The sequence below is a fragment of the Streptomyces sp. NPDC039736 genome (assembly GCF_055596485.1).
Genome location: NZ_JBVIUQ010000004.1, coordinates 176,772 through 202,282 on the forward strand (window position 1 = coordinate 176,772; position 25,511 = coordinate 202,282).

The 25,511-nt window shown below is 72.7% G+C and carries 21 protein-coding genes and 1 pseudogene; 9 read left to right on the forward strand and 13 right to left on the reverse strand.

All coding sequences use genetic code 11. The features are described from left to right. The first annotated feature begins 73 nt into the window (after positions 1-73). Both ACZ56L_RS14110 and ACZ56L_RS14115 read left to right on the forward strand, forming a co-directional pair. The gene (locus ACZ56L_RS14110) at positions 74-820 is read left to right on the forward strand and encodes a hypothetical protein (RefSeq protein ID WP_471064097.1); all 747 of its coding nucleotides are present in this window, start codon (positions 74-76) and stop codon (positions 818-820) included. Continuing rightward, positions 817-2,103, forward strand: a complete 1,287-nt coding sequence (locus ACZ56L_RS14115) for a HAMP domain-containing sensor histidine kinase (RefSeq protein ID WP_471064099.1) — start codon at positions 817-819, stop codon at positions 2,101-2,103. Before ACZ56L_RS14110 ends, ACZ56L_RS14115 begins: the two co-directional genes overlap by 4 nt. A 169-nt stretch (positions 2,104-2,272) precedes the next feature. Here the strand turns inward: ACZ56L_RS14115 and ACZ56L_RS14120 are convergent, their stop codons facing one another. Continuing rightward, on the reverse strand, positions 2,273-2,863 hold the full coding sequence (locus ACZ56L_RS14120; protein WP_401757134.1) for an NADPH-dependent FMN reductase: 591 nt from the start codon (positions 2,861-2,863) through the stop codon (positions 2,273-2,275). Between the two features lie 886 nt (positions 2,864-3,749). On the opposite strand from ACZ56L_RS14120, the gene ACZ56L_RS14125 reads away from it, so the two are divergent. Beyond that, a complete protein-coding gene (locus tag ACZ56L_RS14125) occupies positions 3,750-4,592 on the forward strand; it encodes a hypothetical protein (protein ID WP_471064101.1) in 843 nt (280 codons plus the stop codon). A 259-nt stretch (positions 4,593-4,851) separates the two neighbouring features. After that, positions 4,852-5,457 (forward strand): annotated as a pseudogene (locus ACZ56L_RS14130) (class F sortase); the annotation flags it as partial. 121 nt (positions 5,458-5,578) lie between these two features. On the opposite strand, the gene ACZ56L_RS14135 reads toward ACZ56L_RS14130, so the two are convergent. The 3 genes from ACZ56L_RS14135 to ACZ56L_RS14145 are packed head-to-tail and all read right to left on the reverse strand — an operon-like array spanning position 5,579 to position 8,154. Then, entirely contained in the window at positions 5,579-6,361 is a 783-nt protein-coding gene (locus tag ACZ56L_RS14135; protein ID WP_471064103.1) for a TSUP family transporter, read from the reverse strand. Between the two features lie 37 nt (positions 6,362-6,398). After that, the gene (locus ACZ56L_RS14140; protein ID WP_468686097.1) at positions 6,399-6,647 is read right to left on the reverse strand and encodes a hypothetical protein; all 249 of its coding nucleotides are present in this window, start codon (positions 6,645-6,647) and stop codon (positions 6,399-6,401) included. A gap of 34 nt (positions 6,648-6,681) precedes the next feature. Further along, positions 6,682-8,154 (reverse strand): ferredoxin reductase family protein, encoded by a 1,473-nt coding sequence (locus ACZ56L_RS14145; RefSeq protein ID WP_471064105.1) that lies wholly within the window; start codon positions 8,152-8,154, stop codon positions 6,682-6,684. A gap of 111 nt (positions 8,155-8,265) precedes the next feature. On the opposite strand from ACZ56L_RS14145, the gene ACZ56L_RS14150 reads away from it, so the two are divergent. Continuing rightward, complete coding sequence (locus ACZ56L_RS14150) at positions 8,266-8,586, forward strand: putative quinol monooxygenase (protein ID WP_401757126.1); 321 nt, start codon at positions 8,266-8,268, stop codon at positions 8,584-8,586. A gap of 117 nt (positions 8,587-8,703) precedes the next feature. Here the strand turns inward: ACZ56L_RS14150 and ACZ56L_RS14155 are convergent, their stop codons facing one another. The 4 genes from ACZ56L_RS14155 to ACZ56L_RS14170 all read right to left on the reverse strand — a co-directional run bounded on the left by ACZ56L_RS14155 (position 8,704) and on the right by ACZ56L_RS14170 (position 11,817). Beyond that, on the reverse strand, positions 8,704-9,348 hold the full coding sequence (locus ACZ56L_RS14155) for a response regulator transcription factor (RefSeq protein ID WP_345223146.1): 645 nt from the start codon (positions 9,346-9,348) through the stop codon (positions 8,704-8,706). Positions 9,349-9,420: 72 nt separating this feature from the next. Then, positions 9,421-10,677, reverse strand: a complete 1,257-nt coding sequence (locus ACZ56L_RS14160) for a sensor histidine kinase (protein WP_468686099.1) — start codon at positions 10,675-10,677, stop codon at positions 9,421-9,423. A gap of 9 nt (positions 10,678-10,686) precedes the next feature. Beyond that, positions 10,687-11,304 (reverse strand): hypothetical protein, encoded by a 618-nt coding sequence (locus ACZ56L_RS14165; RefSeq protein WP_471064108.1) that lies wholly within the window; start codon positions 11,302-11,304, stop codon positions 10,687-10,689. Positions 11,305-11,403: 99 nt separating this feature from the next. After that, positions 11,404-11,817 carry a VOC family protein gene (locus tag ACZ56L_RS14170; RefSeq protein WP_345223143.1) on the reverse strand — a complete coding sequence of 138 codons (414 nt, stop codon included), beginning with the start codon at positions 11,815-11,817 and terminating at the stop codon, positions 11,404-11,406. A 462-nt stretch (positions 11,818-12,279) separates the two neighbouring features. Between ACZ56L_RS14170 and ACZ56L_RS14175 the strand changes: the two genes are divergently transcribed. From ACZ56L_RS14175 to ACZ56L_RS14185, 3 genes are read left to right on the forward strand one after another with little or no spacing between them, the layout of a single operon-like run. Further along, positions 12,280-13,563 (forward strand): ABC transporter substrate-binding protein, encoded by a 1,284-nt coding sequence (locus ACZ56L_RS14175; protein WP_471064110.1) that lies wholly within the window; start codon positions 12,280-12,282, stop codon positions 13,561-13,563. Further along, complete coding sequence (locus ACZ56L_RS14180) at positions 13,560-14,498, forward strand: carbohydrate ABC transporter permease (RefSeq protein ID WP_471064112.1); 939 nt, start codon at positions 13,560-13,562, stop codon at positions 14,496-14,498. Before ACZ56L_RS14175 ends, ACZ56L_RS14180 begins: the two co-directional genes overlap by 4 nt. Positions 14,499-14,504: 6 nt before the next feature. Continuing rightward, positions 14,505-15,341, forward strand: a complete 837-nt coding sequence (locus tag ACZ56L_RS14185) for a carbohydrate ABC transporter permease (RefSeq protein ID WP_345223140.1) — start codon at positions 14,505-14,507, stop codon at positions 15,339-15,341. 121 nt (positions 15,342-15,462) lie between these two features. Here the strand turns inward: ACZ56L_RS14185 and ACZ56L_RS14190 are convergent, their stop codons facing one another. The 3 genes from ACZ56L_RS14190 to dusB form a co-directional block, all read right to left on the reverse strand. Next, the gene (locus tag ACZ56L_RS14190) at positions 15,463-16,392 is read right to left on the reverse strand and encodes an ArsR/SmtB family transcription factor (RefSeq protein ID WP_345226484.1); all 930 of its coding nucleotides are present in this window, start codon (positions 16,390-16,392) and stop codon (positions 15,463-15,465) included. Positions 16,393-17,410: 1,018 nt separating this feature from the next. Next, positions 17,411-20,149, reverse strand: a complete 2,739-nt coding sequence (gene ppdK / locus ACZ56L_RS14195; RefSeq protein WP_471064114.1) for a pyruvate, phosphate dikinase — start codon at positions 20,147-20,149, stop codon at positions 17,411-17,413. 376 nt (positions 20,150-20,525) lie between these two features. Beyond that, the gene (gene dusB / locus ACZ56L_RS14200; protein ID WP_471064116.1) at positions 20,526-21,653 is read right to left on the reverse strand and encodes a tRNA dihydrouridine synthase DusB; all 1,128 of its coding nucleotides are present in this window, start codon (positions 21,651-21,653) and stop codon (positions 20,526-20,528) included. 67 nt (positions 21,654-21,720) lie between these two features. On the opposite strand from dusB, the gene ACZ56L_RS14205 reads away from it, so the two are divergent. After that, the gene (locus ACZ56L_RS14205; RefSeq protein WP_471064118.1) at positions 21,721-23,187 is read left to right on the forward strand and encodes an MFS transporter; all 1,467 of its coding nucleotides are present in this window, start codon (positions 21,721-21,723) and stop codon (positions 23,185-23,187) included. A gap of 163 nt (positions 23,188-23,350) precedes the next feature. On the opposite strand, the gene ACZ56L_RS14210 is transcribed toward ACZ56L_RS14205, so the two are convergent. Together ACZ56L_RS14210 and ACZ56L_RS14215 are read right to left on the reverse strand one after the other, a co-directional pair. Then, positions 23,351-23,566 (reverse strand): DUF6243 family protein, encoded by a 216-nt coding sequence (locus tag ACZ56L_RS14210; RefSeq protein ID WP_345223137.1) that lies wholly within the window; start codon positions 23,564-23,566, stop codon positions 23,351-23,353. 405 nt (positions 23,567-23,971) lie between these two features. Then, positions 23,972-25,357, reverse strand: a complete 1,386-nt coding sequence (locus tag ACZ56L_RS14215) for a glycine--tRNA ligase (protein WP_345223136.1) — start codon at positions 25,355-25,357, stop codon at positions 23,972-23,974. Between the last annotated feature and the right edge of the window lie 154 nt (positions 25,358-25,511).

The window sequence follows — 25,511 nt, forward strand, 5'->3', positions numbered from 1 at the left end:
CGATGGACCGTACGCATGGTTGTTACAGAATGTCCCGGTTCTTGTGATGCTCGGTACATAGGGTCGTAGACCCATGTCCTGCCCTCCGAGCACCGCGCGCAGATCCGTTCCGGCCGGCCCCGCCGCTGCCGCCACGGCGCTCTGTGCCGCCCTCCTGGCCGGGTGCGGCTCCCCCGACGGCCTCGGCGCCGGGGAGCCCGCGCCCTCCGCCACCGCCCAGCCCCGGCCGCGGCCCCTGTGGCCCGCCTGGTCGCCGGAGTCCTCGTCGCCCTCGGACGCGGTGACCGACCCCGAACTCCAGCCCGCCCCGCAGCCGCTCCCCCAGTCCCCCGCCGTCCCGCCGGGCGGCCTGGCCGCCATGGACCAGTTGGACGTCCTGCGCGCCGACCCGCGCATGGCGCGGCTGACCCGGCGCGAACCCGTCGACCGGCCGGGCAAGCCGGGCGTCCGCCCGGCGGTGCTGCACGACCTGACCGGCGACGGGACACCCGAGCTGATCAGCGCGGTGGACCTGGAGAGCGGCCGGACGGTGATGGCCGCGTACACGGTCCGCGACGCGAGGATCGTGCCGATCCTCCACACGAGCGGCGTACGCCCGGTCGTCGAGTCCGTCGGGGTCGACCTGGTCGTACGGGGTTCGGCGACCGACGGCGGCGAGCAGGCGATCCGCTACCGCTGGGACGGCAACCGGATGATCACCGTCAGCGAGGTCCGCAGCTTCCGCACGGACGACGACGTCCCCGAGTCCGTCCCGGGCAGGGAGCAGCCCACCCCGCAGGACGTCGCGCCCCCGCGGACCACCCGGGAGCCCACCCCGTGACCCCCCGTCCCGTCCGCCGCCTGCGGGCCTTCGTCGCCGGGCTCAGCCTGCGCTGGAAGATCGCCGCGCTGCCCGCCGCCGGGGCGGCCCTGGTGGCGCTGGCCATCGGTGTGGTGATCCACCAGGCCCGTACCGCGCAGGTCGCCGAGACGGCCAGGGAGTCCGCGATCGCCGAGCTGTACCGGGTGCGCCAGTTGTACGAGCTGACCGGGCACGTGGACCCGCAGGACACCGGGGCCGCCCTCGACTCCCCCGAACTGCCGGCCGCGCTGCGCGCCCGGGCCCGGGCGGGCACCCGCAACACCTATCTGGACCTGTCGGGTGCCTCCCCGAGCGTGTGGGCGGCCCGGCCCATCGGCGACCAGGTCCTGTCGGTCCGGCTGCCGCTGGGCGCCCAGCGGGCCGAGATCCGCGACCTGGACCGCAGCCTGGTGGTGTGGGGCGCGGTCGTGGTGGGGCTGGCCGCGCTGGGCGGGGCGGCGCTGGCGTCCCGGCTGAGCCGCAGGCTGCGCACGGCCGCCGCGACCGCCCGCCGGATCAGCCACGGCGACCTGGACGCCCGTGTCGCGAGCTGCCCCGACGGCCCCCCGGGCACCAAGGACGAGGTGGCGGAGCTGTCCGCCGCGCTCAACACCATGGCGGCCTCCCTCCAGCGCCGCATCGAGGCGGAGCAGCGGTTCACCGCCGATGTGGCGCACGAGCTGCGCACCCCGCTCACCGGGCTGCAGACGGCCGCCGAGCTGCTCCCGCCGTCCCGTCCGACGGAGCTGGTACGCGACCGGGTGGCCGCCCTGCGCACCCTGACCGAGGACCTCCTGGAGGTGGCCCGGCTGGACTCGCACGCCGAGGAGCCCGACCTGGCGGTGCACCCGCTGGGCCGGCTGGTGGCCGCCCTGGTGGACCGGCTCGGCTGCGCGGTGGAGCTGACCGGGGACGACGGGCGGACGCAGGTGCGCACCGACGCCCGCCGCCTGGAGCGGATCCTGACGAACCTGCTGGTCAACGCCCGCAAGCACGGCCAGAACCCGGTGGAGGTACGACTGGAGGGCCCCCGGGTGGTGGTCCGCGACCACGGCCCCGGCTTTCCGCGCCACCTGCTGGCCGAGGGCCCGCAGCGGTTCCTGACGGGAGCCGCCGAACGCGGTCAGGGCAGCGGCCTCGGCCTGACGATCGCGTTCGGACAGGCGCGGGCGATCGGGGCCCGGGTGGAGCTGGCGAACCATCCGGACGACGGGGGCGCGGTGGTCACGGTGACGCTGCCGGAGGCACCGCCGCAGGGGTGAACCGCAGCACGGCCCACCCCTGCGCGTGCCGTACGGAATCGCCGGAGCCCTGTTCGCCGGTGCGGCCCGCCCCGGCGAGGGTGCGGCGGCACGGGTGCAGGTGCAGCCGGAGCAGGCCGAGGAGGGCGCGTACGGCGGACGCCGGTCCTCGAAGGCGGTCGGGCGGCCGTCAGGCGGCGAAGGGGCGTACGGCCTTGGCGTCGCGGAGGGCGTGCGCCCACCAGCCCAGCTTGCCGAGCATCGCCTTGGCGGCGGTGTCGGCGCTCTCGGGGTCGAGGTGCCGGCCGTCGGCGTCGAACTGTCCCCACGGGCCGTGGAAGGAGACGGTGTCGCGCAGGGTCACGGCGTGCAGCTCGGCGAAGACCTGGCGCAGGTGCTCGACGGAGCGCAGGCCGCCGGAGAGTCCGCCGTACGAGACGAAACCGACGGGTTTGGCGTGCCATTCGGGGCCGTGCCAGTCGATGAGGTTCTTGAGACCGGCGGGGTAGGAGTGGTTGTACTCGGGGGTGAGGACGACGAAGGCGTCGGCGGCGGCCAACCGGCCGGACACCTTGGCGAGTTCGGCTTGGACGGTGTCGGAGGGACGGGGGGTGAGGGCGGTCGGCAGGTCGGCCTCGGCGACGTCGACGACGTCCACGTCGAACTCGCCGAACTGCTCGGCCCGGGAGAGGAACCAGTCGCGCAGTACGGGGGCGAAGCGGCCCTCGCGGTTGCTGCCGACGATGAGGGCGAGGCGGAGGGGGGTGGTGTTGGTGTCCATGCGAGAACTCTCATACGTCAAGTTGACTTGAGGTCAAGCACGAGCAACCACGACGTGCGTGCACATCTCCCGCTGGCAGGTGACGCCCCTTCAGGGGCGCGGGGAACTGCGCGACCAGCCACCCACTCACCCGCACGGGAACCGTTCCCCTTGGCCGCGCGGCGAGCGCTTTAGGGAAAGGGGCGGGTCCGGGGCCTCTCTGCCCGAGCCGGGCGGGGCTGTGCGTCCGGTACGGGGCTGGGGTCTCGGCCTCGGCGGAGGAGCTTGCCGGGAACAGGCGCTCACGCAGGGGCGACACCCGGGTGGGCCGGGAGCGGGAGGGGCCGCCCCCTTGCCCGCCCTCCCCCAAGCTCTCGGCTTCGCTCGAGCAGGGGGCACCCCCCTCGCCCCCTTGGGGCGGCCCCGTCGCCCAAGGAGGCGGAGACGAAGCGGGGGCTGCGACGCCCAGGGGGACGGGGTGAAGGGCCGTGGAGGCCGAGGGGGCCGGGGGGGGGGAGAAGGCCGGGGGGCGAAGAGGGTCGGAGCGAAGAGGCCGAGGGGGTCATAGAGACCAAGAAGGCGTAGAGAGGTCGAGGAGGCGCGGGAAGGTCGAGGAGGCTCGGGGAAAGAAGGGGCGGGATGCGGGGGCGGCGATGGTGTCCGCAGCACCGGAGCCGGGGGGAAGTGAGGAGGCGTCACCCGTTCGGGGCGGTCCGGGCGGGGCCTGTCGGGCTGAGCCCCGGAAAGCCCGTTGACCTGCCCGGACGGCTCGGCGGACGGGTGAGGAGCCCCACCTCCGACCCCCACAGCACACCCCCCTCAGGAGGCGGCCCCGGCCTCCTGCCGCTTACCTCGAAGCAGCGGAAGTCCCACCCGTACGCCCCCACCGCCCCGAAGGAGCCGGCCCATGCCCTCCCCGCCCCACCCCAGCCGCCGCCCCCGGCCGACCGGAACGGCCCTCGCCGCGCTCGTCGTCGCCGGACTCGCGCTGAGCGGCACGGCCGGCGGCGTGGCTCGGGCGGCCGACCTCCCCGACCCCGCCGAAATGTCCGCCGCACCCGCCGCACCGGACATGGACACGGACACGAGCACGGACATGGACGCGGGCACAGACCCGGAGACCGAGACAGACGCGGAAACGGACACGGGCATGGGCACGGACACAGGCCTGGGCACGGACACGGGCACGGAAGCCGACATCAGCACGGACGCCGACGCCGGCACCGGCACCGGCACCGGCACCGACCCACTCCCCGCACTCGACCCCTCCGCCGCCCCCGGCGCCCTCACCGAGGGCCGCGCGCCCTCCGGGAAGCTGGAGTTCCACCCCGCCACCGCCTCCCCCGGCACCGTCGTCACCGTGAACACCACCGCCTGCGGCCCCGGCAGGCCCGGCACCGGCGACGCGTCCTCGCTCGGCGTCGGTGACTTCACCATGACGACCGGCACCCACCGGGAAGTGCTGGTCGGACAGTTCACGGTCCCGTCGGACACGGCCAAGGGCGCGTACGCGGTCACCGTGTCCTGCACCGACGGCAAGCGGTCCGCGACGGGCGAGCTCTGGGTCACCGCCGGCACGGCCCCTTCTCCGAGCCACACCGCCCCCACCGGCCACGTCCGCACCGGAGTCGGCGGCACCGCCGCGGCCGACCCCGGCTCCCCCCGGATCGCGGCGGGGGCGGCCGTCCTGGTCGCGTCCGCCGTGGGCGGCACCTGGCTGCTGCGCCGCCGGGCGAGCGGCTCGCACTAGCGGCCGCGCGGCCCGTGCGGAAGCACGGGCCCCTGCGGTCGCCCGCCACCGTCCCGTGTCCCCGCCCTTCACCATGAGCCCCGGGCGGGGGCGCGGGACGTCCGTCCCACCGGCCACCACCAGCACGTATGCCAGCGGGAGGACCCCCGTGCCAAGGATTCCCCGACCCCAGCCACCCCGCCTGCCCCGCCTCCCCGCCCTCTCCCCCGCCGACGCCGTCCGCTTCCGCGCCCACTGCGCCGCCCTCGCGCTCGCCGTCCTGACCGGTGTGTGGCTGATCCAGGGCGGCGCCTCTCCGGCCGCCCCGCCGCCCCAGCCCTCCGCGGCCGAGGCGTTTGCCCCCCAGCACGCGGGCCGGGCGGCCGCGGAGCGGGTCGGCAGCACACGTGACGGGTCCGCCGTCGCCCCGCTCCCGGCCTCCGAGCCGGTGCGCCTGCGCATCCCGCGGATCAGCGTGGACACCCCGGTCATGCGCCTGGGCCTGGACGCCGCCGGAAGCCTCGACGTACCGCCGCGGGACCAGCCGAACATCGCCGGCTGGTACCAGGACGGCACCGCGCCCGGCAGCCCTGGCACCGCCGTCGTCGCAGGCCACGTCGATACGGCGGAGGGCCCGGCGGTCTTCTACCGCCTGGGCTCGCTGCGCAGGGGCCACACCGTCGAGGTGCTGCGCGAGGACGGTCGTACCGCCGTCTTCACCATCGACGCGATCGAGGTGTACGACGCCGCCGCCTTCCCCGACAGCAAGGTCTACGGGCAGGCCGCCCGGCCCGAGCTGCGAGTGATCACCTGCGGCGGCGGCTTCGTCGAGGGCAAGGGCTACCGGGGGAACGTGGTGGTCTTCGCCCACCTCACGGGGGTGCGGACGGTCGTCGAGAGCGCCGCCCGTACGCACGTCACCCGTACGAACTCCACCCGTACGAACGTGAGCCGTACGAACTCCACCCCCACGAATGTGAGCCGTACGAGCGTGAGCCGTACGGACCTCACGCCACCCACTGGTCGTACGCCAGCTTCGCGACCAGCGTGAACACCACCACCAGCAGCACCACCCGCACGAACCCGCTGCCCTTCTTCAGGGCAGTGCGCGCTCCGATCAGACCTCCGGTGAGGTTGAACGCGGCGAGCAGCAGCGCGAGTTGCCACAGGACGTACCCCTGGACGGCGAACATGACGAGCGCGCCCGCGTTGGTGCAGACGTTGACGATCTTCGCGGTGGCGGAGGCGTTGACCATGTCGAAGTGCAGGAGCGCGGTGAGCGCGAGTACCAGGAAGGTGCCGGTGCCGGGCCCGAACAGGCCGTCGTAGAAGCCCAGTCCGCAGCCCGCGAGGAGGATCGCGGCGAGGACGCGCCGCCTGGTGGCGGGGCCGGTGGCGGGCGCGGTGCCGAAGCTGGGCCGGAAGATGACGAAGGTGCCGACGCCCACCAGCACCACCATGATCATGGGCCGCAGCAGCGCGTCGCTGATCCCGGCGGCGAACAGCGCCCCGGACATGGAGCCCGCGACGGCGGCGACGCCGACCTTCAGCGCGATCTTCACGTCGATCGGGGTCCTGCGGACGTACGTGACGGCCGCGCCCGTGGTGCCGACGATGGCGACGGCCTTGTTGGTGCCGAGCGCGAAGGTGCCCGCCATGCCGGGCGGCAGGCCCATGACCAGCGCGGGGATCAGCAGGAGCCCTCCGCCGCCGACCACCGCGTCCACCCACCCGGCTGTGGCGGCGGCGAGGCACAGGAGCAGGACGGCGGTGATCGAGATATCGGGCATGGGCACGACAGTACGGAGCACGAGGCGGGGGCACCACTTACTTCTCGGATACTTGAGCCAAACCTGAGGTGACAGCGGGAACCCGGTCCGAGGTGACAGCAGGACCCCGGTCCGCGGTCACCTCCGGCGCCCGGTCGGGGGCCGGCGGGGCAGCCGGTTCCACGACGGCGGCCAGTACGGTCGCGGCGAGCGCGCTCACGCCGAAGAGCGCCACGGCGACCCGGGTACGGGCCCGGCGGGCGACGGCGGCGGTGGTGACGGGCAGCGGTCTGCGGTGACGGGTCATGGCCAAGTCCTCGGAGGTCGGAACGCGGTGGGCGTCAGAAGCGGAAGATCTCGACGTGCAGTTGCCTCTCGGGCACCCCCGCCCGCCGCAGCGACGCCATCGCCGCATCGGCCATCCCGGGCGGCCCGCACAGGTACACGTCGTGCTCGGCGAGGTCGGGGAGCAGTGCGCGCAGCGCCTGCGGGGCGAGCGGATCGTACGCGCCGTCGGAGGGGCCGAGCAGGAAGCGCAGCCCCGCGCCCCGCGCCCGGGCGATTGCCTCCAGCTCCTCGCGCAGTACCAACTGCGCCTCGCTGCGCGCCCGGTAGAGCAGGGTCAGTTCCCCCGGCGCGCACTCCAGCGTCTCGAACAGGGCCCGCATCGGGGTGATCCCGACCCCGCCCGCGAGCAGCAGCACCTTGCGCCGGGTGCGCCGGTGCGCGGTGAGCGCGCCGAACGGCCCGGTCGCCAGCACCCGGGTGCCGGGGCGCAGCCGGCGCAGCCGCCGGGTGTGGTCGCCGGCCGCCTTCACGGTGATCCGCAGCACGTCGTCGCGCACCGGCGCGGACAGCGAGAACGGCAGCGCGGTGTGCCACAGCCGCCGGTGCAGGAACCGCCAGCGGAAGAACTGGCCCGGCTCGGCCCGCAGTTCGTCGAGCCCGACGCCCTGGACGAGCACGGACACCACGCCCGGCCCCTCGTCCCGTACCTCCCGCACCCGCAGGCCGTGCCGCAGGGCCTGTCGTACGGGCACCACCGCCCGGTACCAGACCAGCAGCACGCCCACGCTCGCGTGCAGCATCGCCCACAGCCACAGCGTGAGCGGGCTGCCGGCCACGTCGGGGCCGACGAGCTGGTGGGCGAAGGCGAGGGCCGCGCCGAGGTAGGTGAGCAGGTGCAGGGCCCGCCAGGTCTCGTACGGCAGCCGGGTGCGGGCGGCGCGTGCGGAGGTGACGCCGACGACGGCGAGGAGCACGGTGCCGAGCGCGGCGGTGAGGATGCCCGCGTAGCCGAGCAGTTCGACGGCGGCGGAGAGGAGGTCGGCGCCGGTGTGGGCGGCGTGTCCGCACAGGGCGAGCAGGCCGTGGCCCGCGCACAGCGACAGTACGTACCGTCCGCCCAGCGCGTGCCAGCGGGCGAGCCGGTCGGCGCCGACGCCGTGCTCGACGGCGGGGACGCGGGCCATCAGGAAGAGCAGGACGAGGACCCCGTACCCGGCGAGCAGCCCGCTGAGGTGCGCCCCGGCGGCGAACAGCGCGTCGAGCCGGAAGGAGGGGACGGCCTGGACGCCCCAGGCCAGGCAGACCGCGCCGAGGCCGGTGAGGATGCCGGCGCGCAGGGCGCCGGGCGTGACCCGCGGGACGCGGACGGGCTCCGCCGCCGGGGCGCCGGGCGCGGCGGCCCGGGGCGCGGCCCGGCGGGCGGTCCGGGGCGCGGCCCGGCGGGCGGTCCGGGAGAGGTAGGCCGAGAGGGCCGGGTAGGCGTCCGGCTGGGGCGGTGCGGGGGCCTGGGTCGTCACGGTTGCCAAACTAGGCCGCGGTCAGGGGCGTAGTGGCTGGTCAGGGCGGTCCGGGAAGATTCTTAAGGCAGCCTTGAGGGAGGCCTGAACGGGGATTAAGGGCAGGTCTAGAATGGGCCAATGATCTTTATTGTGGTGAAGTTTCCGGTAAAGCCCGAGTACGTCGAGTCCTGGCCGGAGCACGTGGCGGCGTTCACCGCGGCCACCCGCGCCGAGCCGGGCAACCTGTGGTTCGACTGGTCGCGCAGTGTCGCGGACCCGAACGAGTACGTCCTGGTGGAGGCCTTCCAGGACGACGCGGCGGAGGCCCATGTGAACTCCGACCACTTCCGGGCCGGCCTGGAGGCCATGCGCCCGCTGCTGCGGCACACCCCGCAGATCGTCAGCACGACGATCGAGGGCCAGACGGACTGGAGCGAGATGGGCGAGCTCCGGATCTGACCGGCGCCGGGAGGGGTGCGGGGCAGCCCGCCCCGCACCCCTCCCGGTGTCCAACCCGCTCTCCCCCCTCCCGGCACCCGGCCCGCTCCTCACCCCTCCCGGTACCCGGCCCGCTCCTCACCCCTCCAGATAGCGCAGCACCGCCAGCACCCTGCGGTGCCCGCCCTCGCCCACCGCGAGCCCCAGCTTGGCGAAGATGTTCGCCACGTGCTTCTCCACCGCCCGCTCCGACACCACGAACCGTGCCGCGATCGACTGGTTCGTGAGTCCCTGCGCCATCAGTCCCAGCACCTCCCGTTCGCGCGGCGTCAGCCCGTCCAGCGCCGAGCCGCGCCGGCTCGCGCCGAGGAGCTGCGAGACGACCTCCGGGTCGAGGGCCGTGCCCCCGGCGGCGACCCGCCGCAGCGCGTCGACGAACTCCCCGATGTCCACCACCCGCTCCTTGAGCAGGTAGCCGACTCCCCCGGCGCCGCTCCCCAGCAGCTCGGCCGCGTGCTTCGTCTCGACGTACTGCGAGAAGATCAGCACCCCGGTCCCCGGATGCGCCCGCCGGATCTCGACGGCCGCCCGCAGCCCCTCGTCCGTCTGCGTCGGCGGCATCCGCACGTCGACGACCGCCGCGTCCGGCGCGTGCTCGGCGACCGCCGCCAGCAGCGCGTCCGCGTCGCCCACGGCCGCGACCACCGCCACGCCCCGCATGCCGAGGAGCTGGACGAGTCCGTCCCGCAGCAGCGCCGAGTCCTCGGCGACGACAACGCGCATGGTGGGTCGATTCCTCTCAACGGCACGGCAGGACGTCTTGCGCGGCCCGGCGGGGCACGGCCGAACCGCCACTCACCGGTACGGCAGTACGACGCGCACCACCGTAGGCCCGCCCGCCGGGCTGTCGCACTGCAGCATCCCGTCCACCGCCCCGACCCGTCCACGCAGACCGGTCAGCCCGCTGCCCGCCCCGACGGCCGCGCCACCGCACCCCTCGTCCCGTACGACCACGCTCAGCGTCTCTCCGTCGCCCACGGCCTCGATCTCCACGGCGTCCGCCCCGCTGTGCTTGGCCGCGTTGGCGAGCAGTTCCGCTGCGCAGAAGTAGGCGATCGACTCGACGGCCGGGGAGGGCCTTTCACCGATCCCCACCCGTACCTCCACCCGCAGCGGGCTGTCCGCCGCGAGCGTGGCCAGGGCGGCGTCCAGGCCCTGGTCGAGGACCGGCGGATGGATGCCCTTGACCAGGACCCGCAGGTCGGCGACGGCCTGTTTCGCGTTGTTCCGCGCGGTCTCGACGACCGCGAGCACCTGCTCGTCCGGCGCTCCGCCCGCCACCAGTTCCCTGATCATCGTCAGGTGCATGCCCAGGCCGACGAGCCGGGCCTGCGTCCCGTCGTGCAGGTCGCGTTCGATGCGCCGCAGGGTGGCGTCCGCGTCCTCGACAGCCCGGGCGCGGGTCTCCTCCAGCGCGCGGATGCGCCGGTCGGCGGCCCCCGGGCCGAGCAGGGAACGCAGGACCCTCTCGTACGGACGGAGGGCCAGCCGTACGAGCCGCGGGGCGGCGGCGAGCAGCAGCGCCCCCACCGCCACCACGGCGAGCCACCGCGGCCAGGTGTCCAGTTGCGCGCCGAACACCTCCAGCGAGACCCGCCGCTCCCCGCCGTCGGGGGTGCGGACGGTGGTGTGGTTGACGTGGCGCAGCAGCGGATGGAGCAGGAACAGCAGCCCGTACACGTATCCGCCGACGGCGACCGCCGGCCCCGGCAGCGCCAGCAGCGGTGCCAGGCACACCCACCCGGCCGCCCGCCGGGCCCGCCGGTCGGCGAGCACGGCCCGCCGCCACGCGAACGGCCCGCCGACAGGCGGCAGCGGCGGCGGGTCCTCGACCCGTACCCCCAGCAGCCGCCCCGCCAGGGCGCGTTGTACGGAAGCCAGCGCGCCCGCACCGCGCAGGGTCGCGGCGATCAGCCACGGCCCGAGCGCGGTGACCGAGAGCGCCCCGCCCGCCAGCAGCCCGGCCACGACGAGCAGCATGCCGACGAGGGCCAGGGGGAAGGCGAGCAGCGCGTGCAGCAGCGCCTTGAACGAGCGGGTCACAGCGGTCACCGAAGCCCCCTACAGCTGATGGACGACGGGCACGGACAGCAGCCCGCACACCAGCACGACCCCCGCCGCGAACCCGAGCGCCCGTCCGCGGCCCCGCCCGTCCCGCCCGAGCAGCCCGACGGCGAGCCGCGTCTGCAGGGCGGTGAAGCCCTTCCCGACCCACGGCGCGAGCAGCAGGAATCCGATTCCGCCGATGCCGTGCACGACCCACGCCCCGGCCAGGGCGGGCCCGCCCCAGGCGTCCGTCGGGTCGACGCCGGGCCGCAACGGATACCCGAGGTTGAGGGCCACCACGGCCCACCAGTACGCCGTCACCACGAGCCCGGCCAGACTCAACGGCACGGCCGCCAGGACGTACACCGCGGCGGCCGTCGCGCCGCCGCGCTCCCGCACCTCGAAGCCGAAGCGCTCCCCCAGCACCCGCTCCCGCAGCGCGCGTTGCACCCGTCCCACCGGCCCGCCCACCACCGCGAGCGGCACACACAGCACGCTCACCGGCACGGCCAGCACCAGATACCCCGCCCGCCGCCAGGTCTCCGGGCGGAACGGCTCCCGCCCGATCTCCCGCCACCCGGGAAACCTCCGGCCCCTCACTGCCCTCGTCTGCGACTGCGCGGCGATGTCCATGCCTCCATGCTGTCGGCAGGGCCCGCGCGCCTCCATCGTGCGGGCACGGACACCGGGGGTGGGACAAACCGAACCCCCACCCGCTCCGTGCCCGGCCGCTCAGCCCTCGACCGCCGCCGAGTCCATCCAGACGACCTCCCAGATGTGGCCGTCCGGGTCCTGGAAGGAGCGGCCGTACATGAAGCCGTGGTCCTGCGGCTCGTTGGCCGCGGTGCCGCCCGCCGCCAGCGCCGCGTCGCACAGCTCGTCGACCTTCTCCCGGCTCTCGGCGCTGATGCCGATCAGGGCCTCGGTGTGGGTGGCGGTGTCCGTGATCTGCTTCGTCGTGAACTCCTTGAAGCGCGGCTCGGTCAGCAGCATCACGACGATGGTCTCGCTGACCACCATGGAGGCGGTCCTGTCGTCGCTGAACTGCTCGTTGAAGCCGTAACCCAGCTTGGCGAAGAAGTTCTTCGACACCTCCAGGTCCTTGACCGGAAGGTTGAGGAAGATCATCTGCTGGTACGTCGCCATGGTGTGCGTCCCTGTCTCTCGTCGTCCCGCTCGTCGGGCGCGGCCCGCTTGCCGTCGCCCTGCACAGATGTAGACCAGGGGTGATCGCGAAACTCATCGCCCCCGGGGAAGAAAAATGACACAGGATTCGAACGACGGCCCGGTGAAGCCGCAGACCTCCCCGGAACACGTCAGGCGCGTCGCCGACCGCGTCCCGGCGGACGCCCTGCGGGCCGGGCGACGCGGACGCGGTGACGGCGGCGAAGTCCTCCGGCGGGAACACCTGGACGTACTGCGGGAGTTGCTCGCCGACGGCGGGAAGCGGGCACGGGCCGGAAGCACCGCCGCTCCCGTCTCACGAAGCGACACACCGGCGCAACACACTGGTCGTCATCCCCCCGCATGGTTGATCGTTGGGAGGTCCGTCCGCACGATGGCCGGGTCCGACGACCGACCACCGGGAAGCACTGGGGGAAACACGTCATGTCGATCAGCCGCCGCACGTTCCTCGCCGCCGGCACCGCGCTCGCCGCCGGCGGCGCCCTCACCGCCTGCGGCTCCAACACCGGCCGCGAGGACGGCGGTTCGGGGGGCGGGGGTGACGCGAGCGGCGGGCCGGGGATCACCCAGTGGTACCACCAGTACGGGGAGCCCGGCACCGAGCAGGCCGTGCGGCGGTACGCGGCGGCGTACCGGAAGACCGAGGTCACCGTGCAGTGGCGGCCCGGCAACTACGACCAGCAGACCGCGGCGGCCCTGCTGACCGCCGACGGACCGGACGTGTTCGAGGTCAACGGGCCGACGCTGGACCAGATCCGGGGCGGCCAGGTGGTCGACCTCACCGACCTGTTCGAGGGGGTGCGGGGGGACTTCAATCCCGCCGTGCTGGCCCCGAAGACGTACGAAGGGAAGATCTGGTCCGTCCCGCAGGTCGTCGACACGCAGCTCCTCTTCTACCGCAGGAGCCTGCTCGAGGCGGCCGGCGTGCGGCCGCCGCGCACCCTGGACGAACTCGTGGACGCGGCGGCCGCGTTGACGGACGAGAAGACCAAGGGGCTCTTCCTCGGCAACGACGGCGGCGCGGGCGCCGTCGGCGGCACCCCGCTGTACGCGGCCGGGCTCTCCCTGGTCACCGAGGACGGCAAGGTGGGTTTCGACGACCCGGCCGCCGCCCGCGCGCTCGGCAAGCTGCGCCGACTGTACGCCGACAAGTCGCTCCTGCTCGGCGCGCCCACCGACTGGTCGGACCCCTCCGCCTTCATCCAGGGGCTGACCGCGATGCAGTGGTCGGGCCTGTGGGCGCTGCCCGCCGTGCAGAAGGCGCTCGGTGACGACTTCGGCGTGCTGCCGTTCCCGAAGGACGGCAGCGGCGGAAAGCCGTCGGTGCCGGTCGGGGCGTACGGGGCGGCGGTGAACGCCCGCAGCAAGCAGCAGGCCGCCGCCAAGGCGTACGTCAAGTGGCTCTGGATCGAACAGGCGCAGTACCAGACGGACTTCGCGCTCTCCTACGGCTTCCACATCCCGGCCCGCGTCTCGCTCGCCCGCAAGGCGGACAAGCTGAAGCAGGGGGCGGCGGCCGACGCGGTCAGGTACGCGACGGAGAACGCCTACGCGCAGCCCCTCCTGTGGACCCCGGCGTCCGCGACCGCCTACCAGGACGCGCTGAGCCGCATCGTCAAGGACGGTGCGAACCCGGAAACGGAGCTGAGGAAGGTGATCCGCACGGCGAACACGGAGCTTCAGCGCGTACAGAAGAAGACCTCGTGACGCAGGCCGCGGAAAGGACCGTGCGGGAGCGGCTGCTCGGCGCCCAGAACCGGACGCTGTGGTTCTGGGTGTTCGTCGGCCCCTTCGCGATCGGGCTCGGCCTGTTCACGTACGTACCGCTGCTCTGGAGCCTCTGGCTCAGCTTCTTCGACGCCCGCAACACGGTCGTGCCCACGGACTTCGTCGGCCTCGACAACTACACCGCGATGCTGGGCGACGAGGCGTTCACCGGCAGCCTCGGCACCTTCGCCCTCTTCACCGCCTTCATCGTCCCGGCGACGTACGCGCTCTCGCTGGCGCTGGCGCTGATGGTGAACCGGCTGCGCTTCGCGCAGGCCTTCTTCCGGTCGGTGTTCTTCCTGCCGGCGGCCTGCTCGTACGTGGTGGCGGCCCTGATCTGGAAGATGTCGATCTTCAACGGGGTGCGGTTCGGGCTGGCGAACACCGTGCTCGGCTGGTTCGGCGCGGACCAGACGGCGTGGCTGTCGACGACCTCGCCGCCCTGGTACTGGCTGGTCATCGTGACCGTACGGCTCTGGCTCCAGGCGGGGTTCTACATGATCCTCTTCCTGGCGGGCCTGCAGCGCATCTCCCCCACGCTGTACGAGGCGGCCGCCGTCGACGGGGCCCGTCCGGGCTGGCAGGTCTTCCGGAACATCACCTTCCCGCTGCTGCGGGCGACGTCGGTCGCGGTCGTCCTGCTGCTGGTCATCAACGCCTTCCAGGCCTTCGACGAGTTCTACAACCTGCTCTCGGACTCGCGCGGCTATCCGCCGTACGCCCGGCCGCCGCTGGTCTACCTCTACTACACGGCCCTCGGGCAGGGGCAGAACCTGGGTCTGGGCAGTGCGGGCGCGATCATCCTGGCGCTGATCATCGCGCTGGTGACGGTCTTCCAGGCCCGCTTCTTCGGCCTCGGCAGCAAGGAGGACTGAGCCGTCATGAACGACGCCCTGGTACGCGTGGGCCGTGCGCTGCGCGTGGTGCTGCTGATCGCCCTCGCCCTGCTCTTCCTGATCCCCTTCTACCTCCTGGTCCGCAACGGCCTGTCCACGGACGCCGAGATCACCTCCCCCGACTGGACCTTCTTCCCCGCCACCCTCCAGTGGGGCAACATCGCCGAGGTCTTCTCCGACACGACGGTCCCCTTCGCCCGCTCGCTGCTCAACTCGGCGCTGATCGCGGTCGCCACGACGCTGGGCACGGTGCTGCTCGCGGCGCTCGCCGGATACGGGCTGGCCCGCATCCCCTACCGTCACGCCGACGCCGTCTTCTACGCGATCCTGGGCACCCTGATGGTCCCCGCCGCGGTGACCTTCGTGCCCAGCTTCGTGCTGGTCTCCTCCCTGGGGTGGGTCTCCTCCCTCCGGGGCCTGATCATCCCCACCCTCTTCTCGGCCTTCGCGTGTTTCGTCTTCCGGCAGTACTTCCTGGGCTTCCCGAGGGAGCTGGAGGACGCGGCGCGGGTGGACGGACTGGGGTACTGGCGCACCTTCTGGCGGATCGTGGTCCCCAACTCGCGGCCCGTGTTCGCGGCGGTCGCCACCATCACCTTCATCGGCGCCTGGAACGCGTTCCTGTGGCCGCTGGTCATCGGCCAGGACCAGAACTCCTGGACGGTGCAGGTGGCGCTGTCCACCCTGAACACCGCCCAGACGGTCAACCTGCACGGGCTCTTCGTCGCCGCGGCGGTCTCGGTCCTCCCCCTGCTGCTGGTCTTCCTCTTCTTCCAGCGGTGGATCGTGGCGGGCGTGGAACGCTCGGGCATCGACGACTGACGCCCCGGGGCGGGGGCTCGGGGCAGTACGGGGGGCTCGGGGCGGCCCGAGAGGCTTCAGCGCGGTTCGAGGGGCCCCGGTGCGGCCGAGGGCCGGGCTGCTACGGCTGCTACGGCTGCTCCTACGCGTTGCCCCGCAGGAGCGCCGTGCCCAGCGGCGTCAGCGAGTGGAGCACCGCGCTGCCGTGCCGCAGCGTCACCACCAGCCCCGCCTCCCGCAGCACCCCCGCGTGCTGGCTCGCCGACGCCAGGGACACCCCCGCCCGCCGGGCCAGTTCGCTGGTCGTGCACCCGTGGTCGATGGCCCGCAGCACCGCCGCCCGCGTGGACCCCACCAGCCGCCCCAGCGAGGCCCCGGCCCGCTCACTCGGGGGCCCCGGCGCGTGCGCCACCGGGTACACCAGCACGGGCGGCAGCCCCGGGTCGTACAGCATCACCGGCGCCCCCTGGCAGAAGAAGGACGGCTGGAGCCGCAGCCCCCGCCCCTGGAGATACACCTCGCGCTCCACCGGGTAGTCCGCCTCCAGCACGGGCGAGTGCCACCGCAGCCCCGGCGGCAGCGACGCCAGCAGCGCGTCGGCGCCGCCGTCGAGCAGCGCCCGCCCCCGCGCCGCCCGGTCCGCCTCGACCCGTGCGTGCAGATGCGGCCACATCGGGGCGACCACCGCCCGGTGGTAGTCGACCAGGGCGTCCACCAGCCCGGCGAGCGGTACGTCCACCTCCCCGCCCAGCACCGCCAGTTCCGCTCCGACCCGCCCGTCGGGCGTGCCCCGCACGGCCGCCAGCCCCTCCTCCCACCCCACCGCGCCCTCCTCCGGCGTGAGGAAGTCGGGGAAGTACCCCCGGGGCGGCACCACTGCCCGCAGCAGCCGGCGGCCGTCCCCGCCGCCCGCCCACCCGGCGCGGGCCCGGTCCCGCCAGTCGCCGTACGTCCGTCCGCCCCGGCGGTCCCGCAGCCGGTGCAGGCTCAGGACCGTCTCCCACAGGGCGTCCGGCCGTGCGGCGAGCCTCACCCGTGCGAGGTCCTCCCCCGTGAAGTGGATGCGCAGCACCACCGGCCCAACTCCCCACCCTCGCCCACCGGTTGCATCCGCAACCGTCCCAGGGAACGAGTATGCACGCCCTCACGCCCCGTCACCACGGCCTTTCGGCCACAGTTGAAACGCCTCGCGGCGACGGAAGGCCAGGGGCGAAGCTGAGCGACGTCGGACACCGGCCGCCCCGCACGTCCGAGGGGTTCGGTGAAGGCCGTGGGGGGCTTCGCCGTACTTGACGGCGACGCGCGGGGCCGGCGGAATCGGTGTCCGGCCGAGGCGCCGGGGCGCGGTCGGCAGGTGGGGATCTGCCGGCCGTGCCCGGTGCCGCCGCCCGGGAAACGCCGGGAGAAGTCCCGGCGAACCCCCGACTGCGAAGGTCAACTTTTCAACTGCCACCTTCGCGCACCAGGACCAAGCTTCACGCTCCGCGGGGACGACTCCCCACTCCACCCCGTCTTCGGGCGCCAGCGCCCCCACCCGCTCGGTCGCCGCAGCCACCCTGCCTCTCGGGCACCGCAGCCGCTCTCCACCCCCGGCCCCTTGGGCTCCACCCCTGGCCCCTTGGGCTTCGCCCCGCTCCCTTGGGCGACGGGGCCGCCCCAAGGGGGCGGAACGGGCGGGCAAGGGGGCGGCCCCCTCCCGCTCCCGGCCCGCCCGGGTGCCGCCCCTCGCGTGAGCGCCTGCGCCGGGCAAGCTCCTCCGCCAAGGCCGAGAGCTCAGCCCCGTACCGAACGCCTCAGCCCCGTTCTGCTCACGCAGAAGAGGCCCCGGACCCGCCCCTTTCCCTGAAGCGCTCGCCGCGCGGCTGCCCCCGTTTCACTGCGGACGCGTCGTGGCCGGTCGCGCAGTTCCCCGCGCCCCTGGCGGGGCGCCAGAAGCGCAGCCCCAGGAAGCCCGGTACGCCGAAGCGGCGGCACCCCCGCACAGGGTGCCGCCGCTTCGTGAGGAGCCGAGCCCGCCGCCGGGCGGTGAGGGTGGGACGGTGCAGTCCCGGCGACGGACTCGGAGGTCTCGCGGAGGAAGGGAAACCGCGTCAGCGGCTGTCGCTGCCCGCCGACTGGGCCGCCGCCCGCCCCGCCTCCAGCCGGGCGACCGGAATGCGGAACGGGGAGCAGGACACGTAGTCCAGGCCCACCTCGTGGAAGAAGTGGACGGACTCCGGGTCGCCGCCGTGCTCGCCGCAGACGCCCAGCTTCAGGTCGGGACGGGTCTTGCGGCCGGCCTCCACCGCGGAGCGGACCAGCGAGCCGACGCCGTCCTTGTCGATGGTCTCGAAGGGGGACACCCCGAAGATGCCCTTCTCCAGGTACGCCGTGAAGAAGGAGGCCTCCACGTCGTCGCGGGAGAAGCCCCACACCGTCTGGGTCAGGTCGTTCGTGCCGAAGGAGAAGAACTCCGCCGCCTCGGCGATCTGCCCGGCGGTGATGGCGGCGCGCGGCAGCTCGATCATCGTGCCCAGCGCCAGCTTGAGGTCTGTCCCGGTGGCCGCCTGGACCTCCGCGATGACCGCCTCGGCCTCCTCGCGGACGATCTCCAGCTCCTGGACGGTGCCCACCAGCGGAATCATGATCTCCGCACGCGGGTCGCCCTTGGCCTCGCGCCGCTCGGCGGCCGCCTCCGCGATGGCCCGCACCTGCATGGTGAACAGGCCCGGAATGACCAGGCCCAGGCGGACGCCGCGCAGACCCAGCATCGGGTTCTGCTCGTGCAGCCGGTGCACGGCCTGGAGCAGCCGCAGGTCGTTCTCGTTGGCGTCCTTGCGGGACTCGGCGAGGGCGACGCGCACGGAGAGTTCCGTGATGTCGGGGAGGAACTCGTGCAGTGGCGGGTCGAGGAGGCGGACGGTGACCGGCAGGCCGTCCATGGCCTCGAAGAGCTCTATGAAGTCCTGCTTCTGGAGCGGCAGCAGCCCCTTGAGGGCCTCCTCGCGCTCATTGTCGGTGTCCGCGAGGATCAGCTTCTCGACCATCTCGCGGCGCTCGCCCAGGAACATGTGCTCGGTGCGGCACAGGCCGATGCCCTGCGCCCCGAAGCGCCGCGCCCGCAACGCGTCCTCGGCGTTGTCGGCGTTGGCGCGCACCCGCAGCCGGCGGCGGCGGTCCGCGTACGCCATGATCCGGTGCACGGCCTCGACCAGCTCGTCGGCGTCGTCGGCGCCGGCGTGCATGCGGCCCTCGAAGTACTCCACGACCGGCGACGGGACGACCGGGACCTCGCCCAGGTAGACCTTGCCGGAGGAGCCGTCGATGGAGACGACGTCGCCCTCCTCGACCACCGTGTCGCCGACGGTGAGGCGGCGGCGCTTGGTGTCGACCTCGATCTCCTCGGCGCCGCAGACACAGGTCTTGCCCATGCCGCGCGCGACGACGGCGGCGTGCGAGGTCTTGCCGCCGCGCGAGGTCAGGATGCCCTCGGCGGCGATCATGCCGTCCAGGTCGTCCGGGTTGGTCTCCCGGCGGATCAGGATGACCTTCTCGCCCGAGCGCGACCACTTGACGGCCGTGTACGAGTCGAAGACCGCCTTGCCGACCGCCGCACCCGGCGAGGCGGCGATGCCCCGGCCGAGCAGCCGCGTCTTCGCGCTGTCGTCGAAGCGGGGGAACATCAGTTGCGCGAGCTGCGCGCCGTTGACCCGCTGGAGCGCCTCGGCCTCGTCGATGAGGCCCTGGTCCACGAGCTGCGTGGCGATGCGGAAGGCCGCGCCCGCCGTGCGCTTGCCGACGCGGGTCTGGAGCATCCAGAGCTGGCCGCGCTCGATGGTGAACTCGATGTCGCACAGGTCCTTGTAGTGCGTTTCGAGGGTCTCCATGATCTGCATGAGCTGGTCGTACGACGCCTTGTCGATCGACTCCAGGTCGGCGAGCGGGACGGTGTTGCGGATGCCCGCGACGACGTCCTCGCCCTGCGCGTTCTGCAGGTAGTCGCCGTACACGCCCTGGTGGCCGGAGGCCGGGTCGCGGGTGAAGGCGACGCCCGTGCCGGAGTCCGGGCCGAGGTTGCCGAAGACCATCGAGCAGACGTTGACCGCGGTGCCCAGGTCGCCCGGGATGCGCTCCTGACGGCGGTAGAGCTTGGCGCGGTCGGTGTTCCACGAGTCGAAGACCGCGTTGATCGCGAGGTCCATCTGCTCACGCGGGTCCTGCGGGAAGTCGCGGCCGGCCTCGTCGGAGACGATCTTCTTGAACTTCTTGACGAGCTTCTTGAGGTCGGCGGCCTCCAGGTCGGTGTCGACCTTCACCTTCTTGGCCGCCTTGGCCTCTTCCAGGGCGTCCTCGAAGAGTTCGCCGTCCACGCCGAGGACGGTCTTGCCGAACATCTGGATGAGGCGCCGGTAGGAGTCCCACGCGAAACGCTCGTCGCCGCCGACCTGCTGTGCCAGGCCGGTGACGGAGGCGTCGGAGAGGCCGATGTTGAGAACCGTGTCCATCATGCCGGGCATGGAGAACTTCGCGCCGGAGCGGACCGAGACGAGGAGCGGGTTGTCGGCCTGGCCGAGCTTCTTGCCCATCTTCGCCTCAAGGGCGTCCAGATGGGCGCTGACCTCGTCGCGCAGCTCCTTGGGAGCGTCGCCGCTGTCGAGGTAGACCTTGCAGGCCTCGGTCGTGATCGTGAACCCCGGAGGCACCGGCAGACCCAGGTTGGTCATCTCGGCGAGGTTGGCGCCCTTGCCACCGAGAAGGTCCTTGAGGTCCTTGTTGCCCTCGGTGAAGTCGTAGACGAACTTCTGCCCGGAAGAAGACTTCGCTACGTGGGGTTCTTTGTTTTCCGACACGGTCTCGGCTCCTCGAAGACGCGTTGGCTGCCCTGACGGCGAGGAACATACCCAGATCGAAGGTGTCTGGGTACGTCCACTTAACCGTCATACGGCTTTAACCGCCTGTCCGCCAGCAGATCGAAAGTGCTGCGGCCGCCCGCGTCCCGTACCGCATTCCTTCAGGCATTGAACGCAAGATCACGCAGAGCCACAGAAGATCCCGTCCGGATCGACGATCCGTCACGTCTGATCCCGGGGATTGAAAAAATAAAGGGTGGCACTGGGTGCCACCCTTTGAAAAATGCAGCCCGCCGCTGAGCGCTCATCTGAGCGAGTACAGCATCAGGCGTGGCGAGAATCACTCGCGCGTACGCTCATCAGAGCACCCCGGATCTCACCCTCCGGACGTGTCCAGCTCCGCCTCGTCACTGATCCCGGCACAGTCGTACGGGTCCTCCAACCAGCCATCCGGCAGCACAACCCGCCCATTTCCGGATGTACGCCCCCGAGGCCCATCGGCCCCCTCGGGCCACGGCTGGTCCAGATCCAGCTCGCTCAGATGAGCGTCCATTTCGGCGAGCGAGGAGGACACGGCGAGCTTCTTGCGCATCTCGCCGCCCGTCGAGAAGCCCTTCAAGTACCAGGCGACGTGCTTCCGGAAGTCGATGACACCGCGTGCCTCGTCGCCGATCCACTCGCCGAGCAGCTCCGCGTGCCGCCGCATCACCACCGCGACCTCGCGCAGCGTGGGCGCGGCCCGCTCCGCGCGGCCCTCGAAGGCCGCCACCAGGTCGCCGAACAGCCACGGCCGCCCCAGGCAGCCGCGCCCCACGACCACGCCGTCGCAGCCCGTCTCCCGGACCATCCGCAGCGCGTCGTCCGCCGACCAGATGTCGCCGTTGCCGAGCACCGGGATCTCCGGCACGTGCTCCTTCAGGCGCGCGATGGCGTCCCAGTCGGCGGTGCCGCCGTAGTGCTGGGCGGCCGTGCGGCCGTGCAGGGCGATCGCGGTGACGCCCTCGTCGACGGCGATGCGTCCGGCGTCCAGGAAGGTGATGTGGTCGTCGTCGATGCCCTTGCGCATCTTCATCGTCACGGGCAGGTCGCCCGCGTTGCCCACGGCCTCGTGCAGGATCGCGCGCAGCAGCGGCCGCTTGTACGGGAGCGCCGAGCCGCCGCCCTTGCGGGTCACCTTGGGCACCGGGCAGCCGAAGTTGAGGTCGATGTGGTCGGCGAGGTCCTCGTCCACGATCATGCGGACCGCCTTGCCGACGGTGACCGGGTCCACTCCGTACAACTGGATCGAACGCGGGGTCTCCGTCGCGTCGAAGTGGATCAGTTGCATCGTCTTCTCGTTGCGCTCGACCAGCGCCCGCGTCGTGATCATCTCGCTCACGAACAGGCCCTTCCCGCCGGAGAACTCACGGCAGAGGGTGCGGAAGGGGGCGTTCGTGATGCCCGCCATGGGTGCGAGGACCACGGGCGGCTGCACGACATGGGGGCCGATGTTGAGCGGGGTCATTGACTCATTGTCGCGCACCCCCCGCACCCGATCGAGCGGTTTCTTTAGTTATCCGTACTATCGAAAGATGTCCGCCGACCCCTCCCTCCCGCTGACGCACCGCCGCCGGATGCTGATCCTCGGCATCTGCTGCATGAGCCTGCTGATCGTCAGCCTCGACAACACGGCGCTCAACGTCGCCCTCCCCGCCATGCAGCGCGAGCTGGATGCGAGCGTCGCCGGGATGCAGTGGACCATCGACGCCTACACCCTTGTCCTGGCCTCCCTGCTGATGCTCGCCGGGTCGACGGCCGACCGCGTCGGGCGGCGCAAGGTGTTCATGGCGGGCCTGGTGCTCTTCACCCTCGGCTCGCTGCTGTGCTCGCTCGCCCCGAACCTGGAGTCGCTGGTCGCCTTCCGGGCGGTCCAGGCGATCGGCGGCTCCATGCTCAACCCGGTCGCGATGTCGATCATCACCAACACCTTCACCGACCCGCGCGAACGCGCCCGCGCCATCGGCGTCTGGGGCGGGGTCGTCGGCATCTCCATGGCCGCGGGACCCCTGGTCGGCGGACTGCTGGTCGACTCGGTGGGCTGGCGGTCGATCTTCTGGGTCAACCTGCCGGTCGGCCTCGCGGCCCTGCTGCTGACGTTCCGGTACGTCCCCGAGTCGCGCGCCTCCAGGGCCCGCCGGGCCGACCCGGTGGGCCAGCTCCTGGTGATCGCGCTGCTCGCCTCGCTGACGTACGCGATCATCGAGGGCCCGGAGGCGGGCTGGCTCTCGCCGCTCACGCTGTCGCTCGCGGGGGCCGCGGTACTGGCCCTGGCCGGGCTGGTGCTGTACGAGCCCCGGCGGGCGGAGCCGCTGATCGACCTGCGGTTCTTCCACAGCGCGCCGTTCAGCGGGGCGACGGTGATCGCGGTCTGCGCGTTCGCCTCGCTGGCCGGGTTCCTCTTCCTGAACACCCTGTACCTGCAGAACGTGCGCGGTCTGTCCGCCCTGCACGCCGGGCTATACATGCTGCCGATGGCCGCCATGACCTTCTTCTGCGCACCGCTGTCCGGACGGCTGGTGGGGGCGCGCGGGCCCCGTCTCCCGCTGCTGGTCGCGGGAACGGCGATGACGGCGAGCGCGGTGCTGTTCGCGGGCTTCCGGGCGGAGACGGACAACGTGCTGATGTTCACCGGCTATGTGCTCTTCGGCCTCGGCTTCGGCATGGTGAACGCCCCCATCACCAACACGGCGGTGTCCGGGATGCCGCGCGCCCAGGCCGGGGTCGCGGCGGCCGTCGCCTCGACCAGCCGCCAGGTCGGCTCCACGCTGGGGGTCGCGGTGATCGGGGCGGTGATCGCGGCGGGGATCAGCGGGACCTCGTACGCCGACAGCTTCGTGGAGGCGGCCGTCCCGGCATGGTGGGTCATCGCGGGCTGCGGTCTGGCCGTCCTCCTGGTCGGGGCGCTGACCAGCGGAAAGTGGGCGAAGGGCACCGCGCTGCGGACGGCGGAGCGGCTGGCGTCGCCGGGGCCCCGGGAGACCGCGCCCGCCAACGCGTGAACCTGCCCGCCCGCCTCGCGCCGCTCCCGCGGACGGCCCGGCGGACGACGACGGCACCGGGGGCGGCAGCCCTGAGAGCCCTCTTCCCGGGCTCACCGAGGGGCCGGGCCACGCACGTGTGGGCCCGGACCGTCGGAACGGTCCGGGCCCACGCGCGGCTGAGTCAGCTCTGGGAGGCGTCGCCGTCCGCCTGCTGCGCGTCCCCGCCGCCGGCGGCCTTCTCGCGCATCTTGGCCAGCAGCTCGGCCTTCTTCTCCGCCGCCGACGCGCGGTCGGCGTTGCGGTGCGGGCCGTTGTTGGCGCGCTCGTCGCGGGACTGCCGCTTGCGCTGGCCGCCGCCCTGGCCGACGGGGTTGTTGATGTTCTTGCTGGTGGTCACGGGTTCTCCCGGAATGATGTGAAGTGATCTACGGATTCGTCGGTGGGGGACGGGCGCGGCGGCATCGCAGGACGTCAGCGGCGGCCCGTCACGCTCTCACTCGTAAATCGGCGTCTGGAAGAACATGGTCACGACGGTACCCGCTCCCGACGGGGCCGCGCACCAGATTTCCGCCGCCCCCGACCGGGCGGAGCTCAGCCGCCGCCCTGCTGCTCGCCGCCGACGCCTGTGCCGACCTGCTCGTCTCCGCGCCGGGTCCGGAGTTCGCCGCCGCCCTCGCCATGGCGGGGTGCGCCGAGCTGCCGCTGGCCGTCCTGTGCGCCGCCCGGGCACGCCGGAGCCCCCGGCCGCGCCAACGGGCGGCCGGGGGCTCCGGGACGTACGAGGAGGAGACGTACCGGGGGGTCAGCAGCCGATGAGGCGGACCGCCAGGTACTCCTGGATCATGTCCAGCGACACGCGCTCCTGCTTCATGGTGTCGCGCTCGCGCACGGTCACCGCGTTGTCGTCCAGGGTGTCGAAGTCGACCGTCACGCAGAACGGCGTGCCGATCTCGTCCTGGCGGCGGTAGCGGCGGCCGATGGCGCCCGCGTCGTCGAACTCGATGTTCCAGTTCTTGCGCAGGTCCGCGGCGAGGCCCTTGGCCTTCGGCGAGAGCTGCGGGTTGCGGGAGAGCGGGAGCACCGCGACCTTGACCGGGGCCAGGCGCGGGTCGAGGCCCATCACGACGCGCTTCTCCATGACGCCCTTGGCGTTGGGCGCCTCGTCCTCGCGGTAGGCGTCCAGCATGAAGGCGAGCATCGCGCGGTTGACGCCGGCGGCCGGCTCGATGACGTACGGCGTCCAGCGCTCGTTGGCCTCCTGGTCGAAGTAGACCAGGTCGTGGCCGGAGGCCTTGGAGTGCGCCTTCAGGTCGAAGTCGGTGCGGTTGGCGACGCCTTCGAGCTCGGAGAACTCCGTGCCGCCGAAGTTGAAGCGGTACTCGATGTCGGCGGTGCGCTTGGAGTAGTGGGAGAGCTTCTCGGCCGGGTGCTCGTACCAGCGGATGTTCTCGGGGTCGATGCCGAGGTCCAGGTACCAGTTCCAGCGCTGCTCCATCCAGTACTCCTGCCACTGCTCGTCCTCGCCCGGCTTGACGAAGAACTCCATCTCCATCTGCTCGAACTCGCGCGTGCGGAAGATGAAGTTGCCCGGAGTGATCTCGTTCCGGAAGGACTTGCCCATCTGCGCGATGCCGAACGGCGGCTTCTTGCGGGCGGTCTGCTGCACCTGGGCGAAGTTGGTGAAGATGCCCTGCGCGGTCTCCGGGCGCAGGTACGCCTTCGAGCCGGTGTCCTGGGTGGGGCCGAGGTGCGTCTCCAGCATGCCGGAGAACTGCTTGGGCTCGGTGAACTGGCCCTTGGTGCCGCAGTTGGGGCAGTTGACGTCGGCCAGGCCGTTCTCGGGGGCGCGGCCGTGGTGCTTGGCCTCGTACGCCTCGATCAGGTGGTCGGCGCGGTGGCGCTTGTGGCAGGAGGTGCACTCGGTGAGCGGGTCGGAGAAGGTCGCGACGTGGCCGGACGCCTCCCACACCTCGGGGGCCAGGATGACCGACGAGTCGATGCCGACCACGTCCTCGCGCGCGATGACCATCGCGCGCCACCACTGGCGCTTGATGTTCTCCTTGAGCTCGACACCCAGCGGACCGTAGTCCCAGGCGGCCCGGGACCCGCCGTAGATCTCACTGCTCGGGAAAACGAAGCCACGGCGCTTGCTCAGGCTGACGATGGTCTCGATCTTGTCGGCGGCCACGGTGCTCTCTTCATTACGACGACGAAGGTGTGGGTCCCGCCGGTGCGCGCTGCTTCCCCGCGCGGCCCCCCTGCACGGCCACGACCCGGCACGGCCCGGCGAATGCTTCAGGTTACCGGCGTGCGGGGGCCCCGGATCAAATCGGTATCGGGGA

Bases quoted from the DNA above. Each gene is read 5' to 3' on its own strand.
- ACZ56L_RS14110 (WP_471064097.1), top strand. From the start codon at position 74: ATGTCCTGCCCTCCGAGCACCGCGCGCAGATCCGTTCCGGCCGGCCCC.
- ACZ56L_RS14170 (WP_345223143.1), bottom strand. From the start codon at position 11,817: ATGGCGACGTACCAGCAGATGATCTTCCTCAACCTTCCGGTCAAGGAC.
- ACZ56L_RS14120 (WP_401757134.1), bottom strand. From the start codon at position 2,863: ATGGACACCAACACCACCCCCCTCCGCCTCGCCCTCATCGTCGGCAGC.
- ACZ56L_RS14175 (WP_471064110.1), top strand. From the start codon at position 12,280: ATGTCGATCAGCCGCCGCACGTTCCTCGCCGCCGGCACCGCGCTCGCC.
- ACZ56L_RS14135 (WP_471064103.1), bottom strand. From the start codon at position 6,361: ATGCCCGATATCTCGATCACCGCCGTCCTGCTCCTGTGCCTCGCCGCC.
- ACZ56L_RS14185 (WP_345223140.1), top strand. From the start codon at position 14,505: ATGAACGACGCCCTGGTACGCGTGGGCCGTGCGCTGCGCGTGGTGCTG.
- ACZ56L_RS14150 (WP_401757126.1), top strand. From the start codon at position 8,266: ATGATCTTTATTGTGGTGAAGTTTCCGGTAAAGCCCGAGTACGTCGAG.
- ACZ56L_RS14125 (WP_471064101.1), top strand. From the start codon at position 3,750: ATGCCCTCCCCGCCCCACCCCAGCCGCCGCCCCCGGCCGACCGGAACG.
- ACZ56L_RS14140 (WP_468686097.1), bottom strand. From the start codon at position 6,647: ATGACCCGTCACCGCAGACCGCTGCCCGTCACCACCGCCGCCGTCGCC.
- dusB (WP_471064116.1), bottom strand. From the start codon at position 21,653: ATGACCCCGCTCAACATCGGCCCCCATGTCGTGCAGCCGCCCGTGGTC.
- ACZ56L_RS14165 (WP_471064108.1), bottom strand. From the start codon at position 11,304: ATGGACATCGCCGCGCAGTCGCAGACGAGGGCAGTGAGGGGCCGGAGG.
- ACZ56L_RS14155 (WP_345223146.1), bottom strand. From the start codon at position 9,348: ATGCGCGTTGTCGTCGCCGAGGACTCGGCGCTGCTGCGGGACGGACTC.
- ACZ56L_RS14205 (WP_471064118.1), top strand. From the start codon at position 21,721: ATGTCCGCCGACCCCTCCCTCCCGCTGACGCACCGCCGCCGGATGCTG.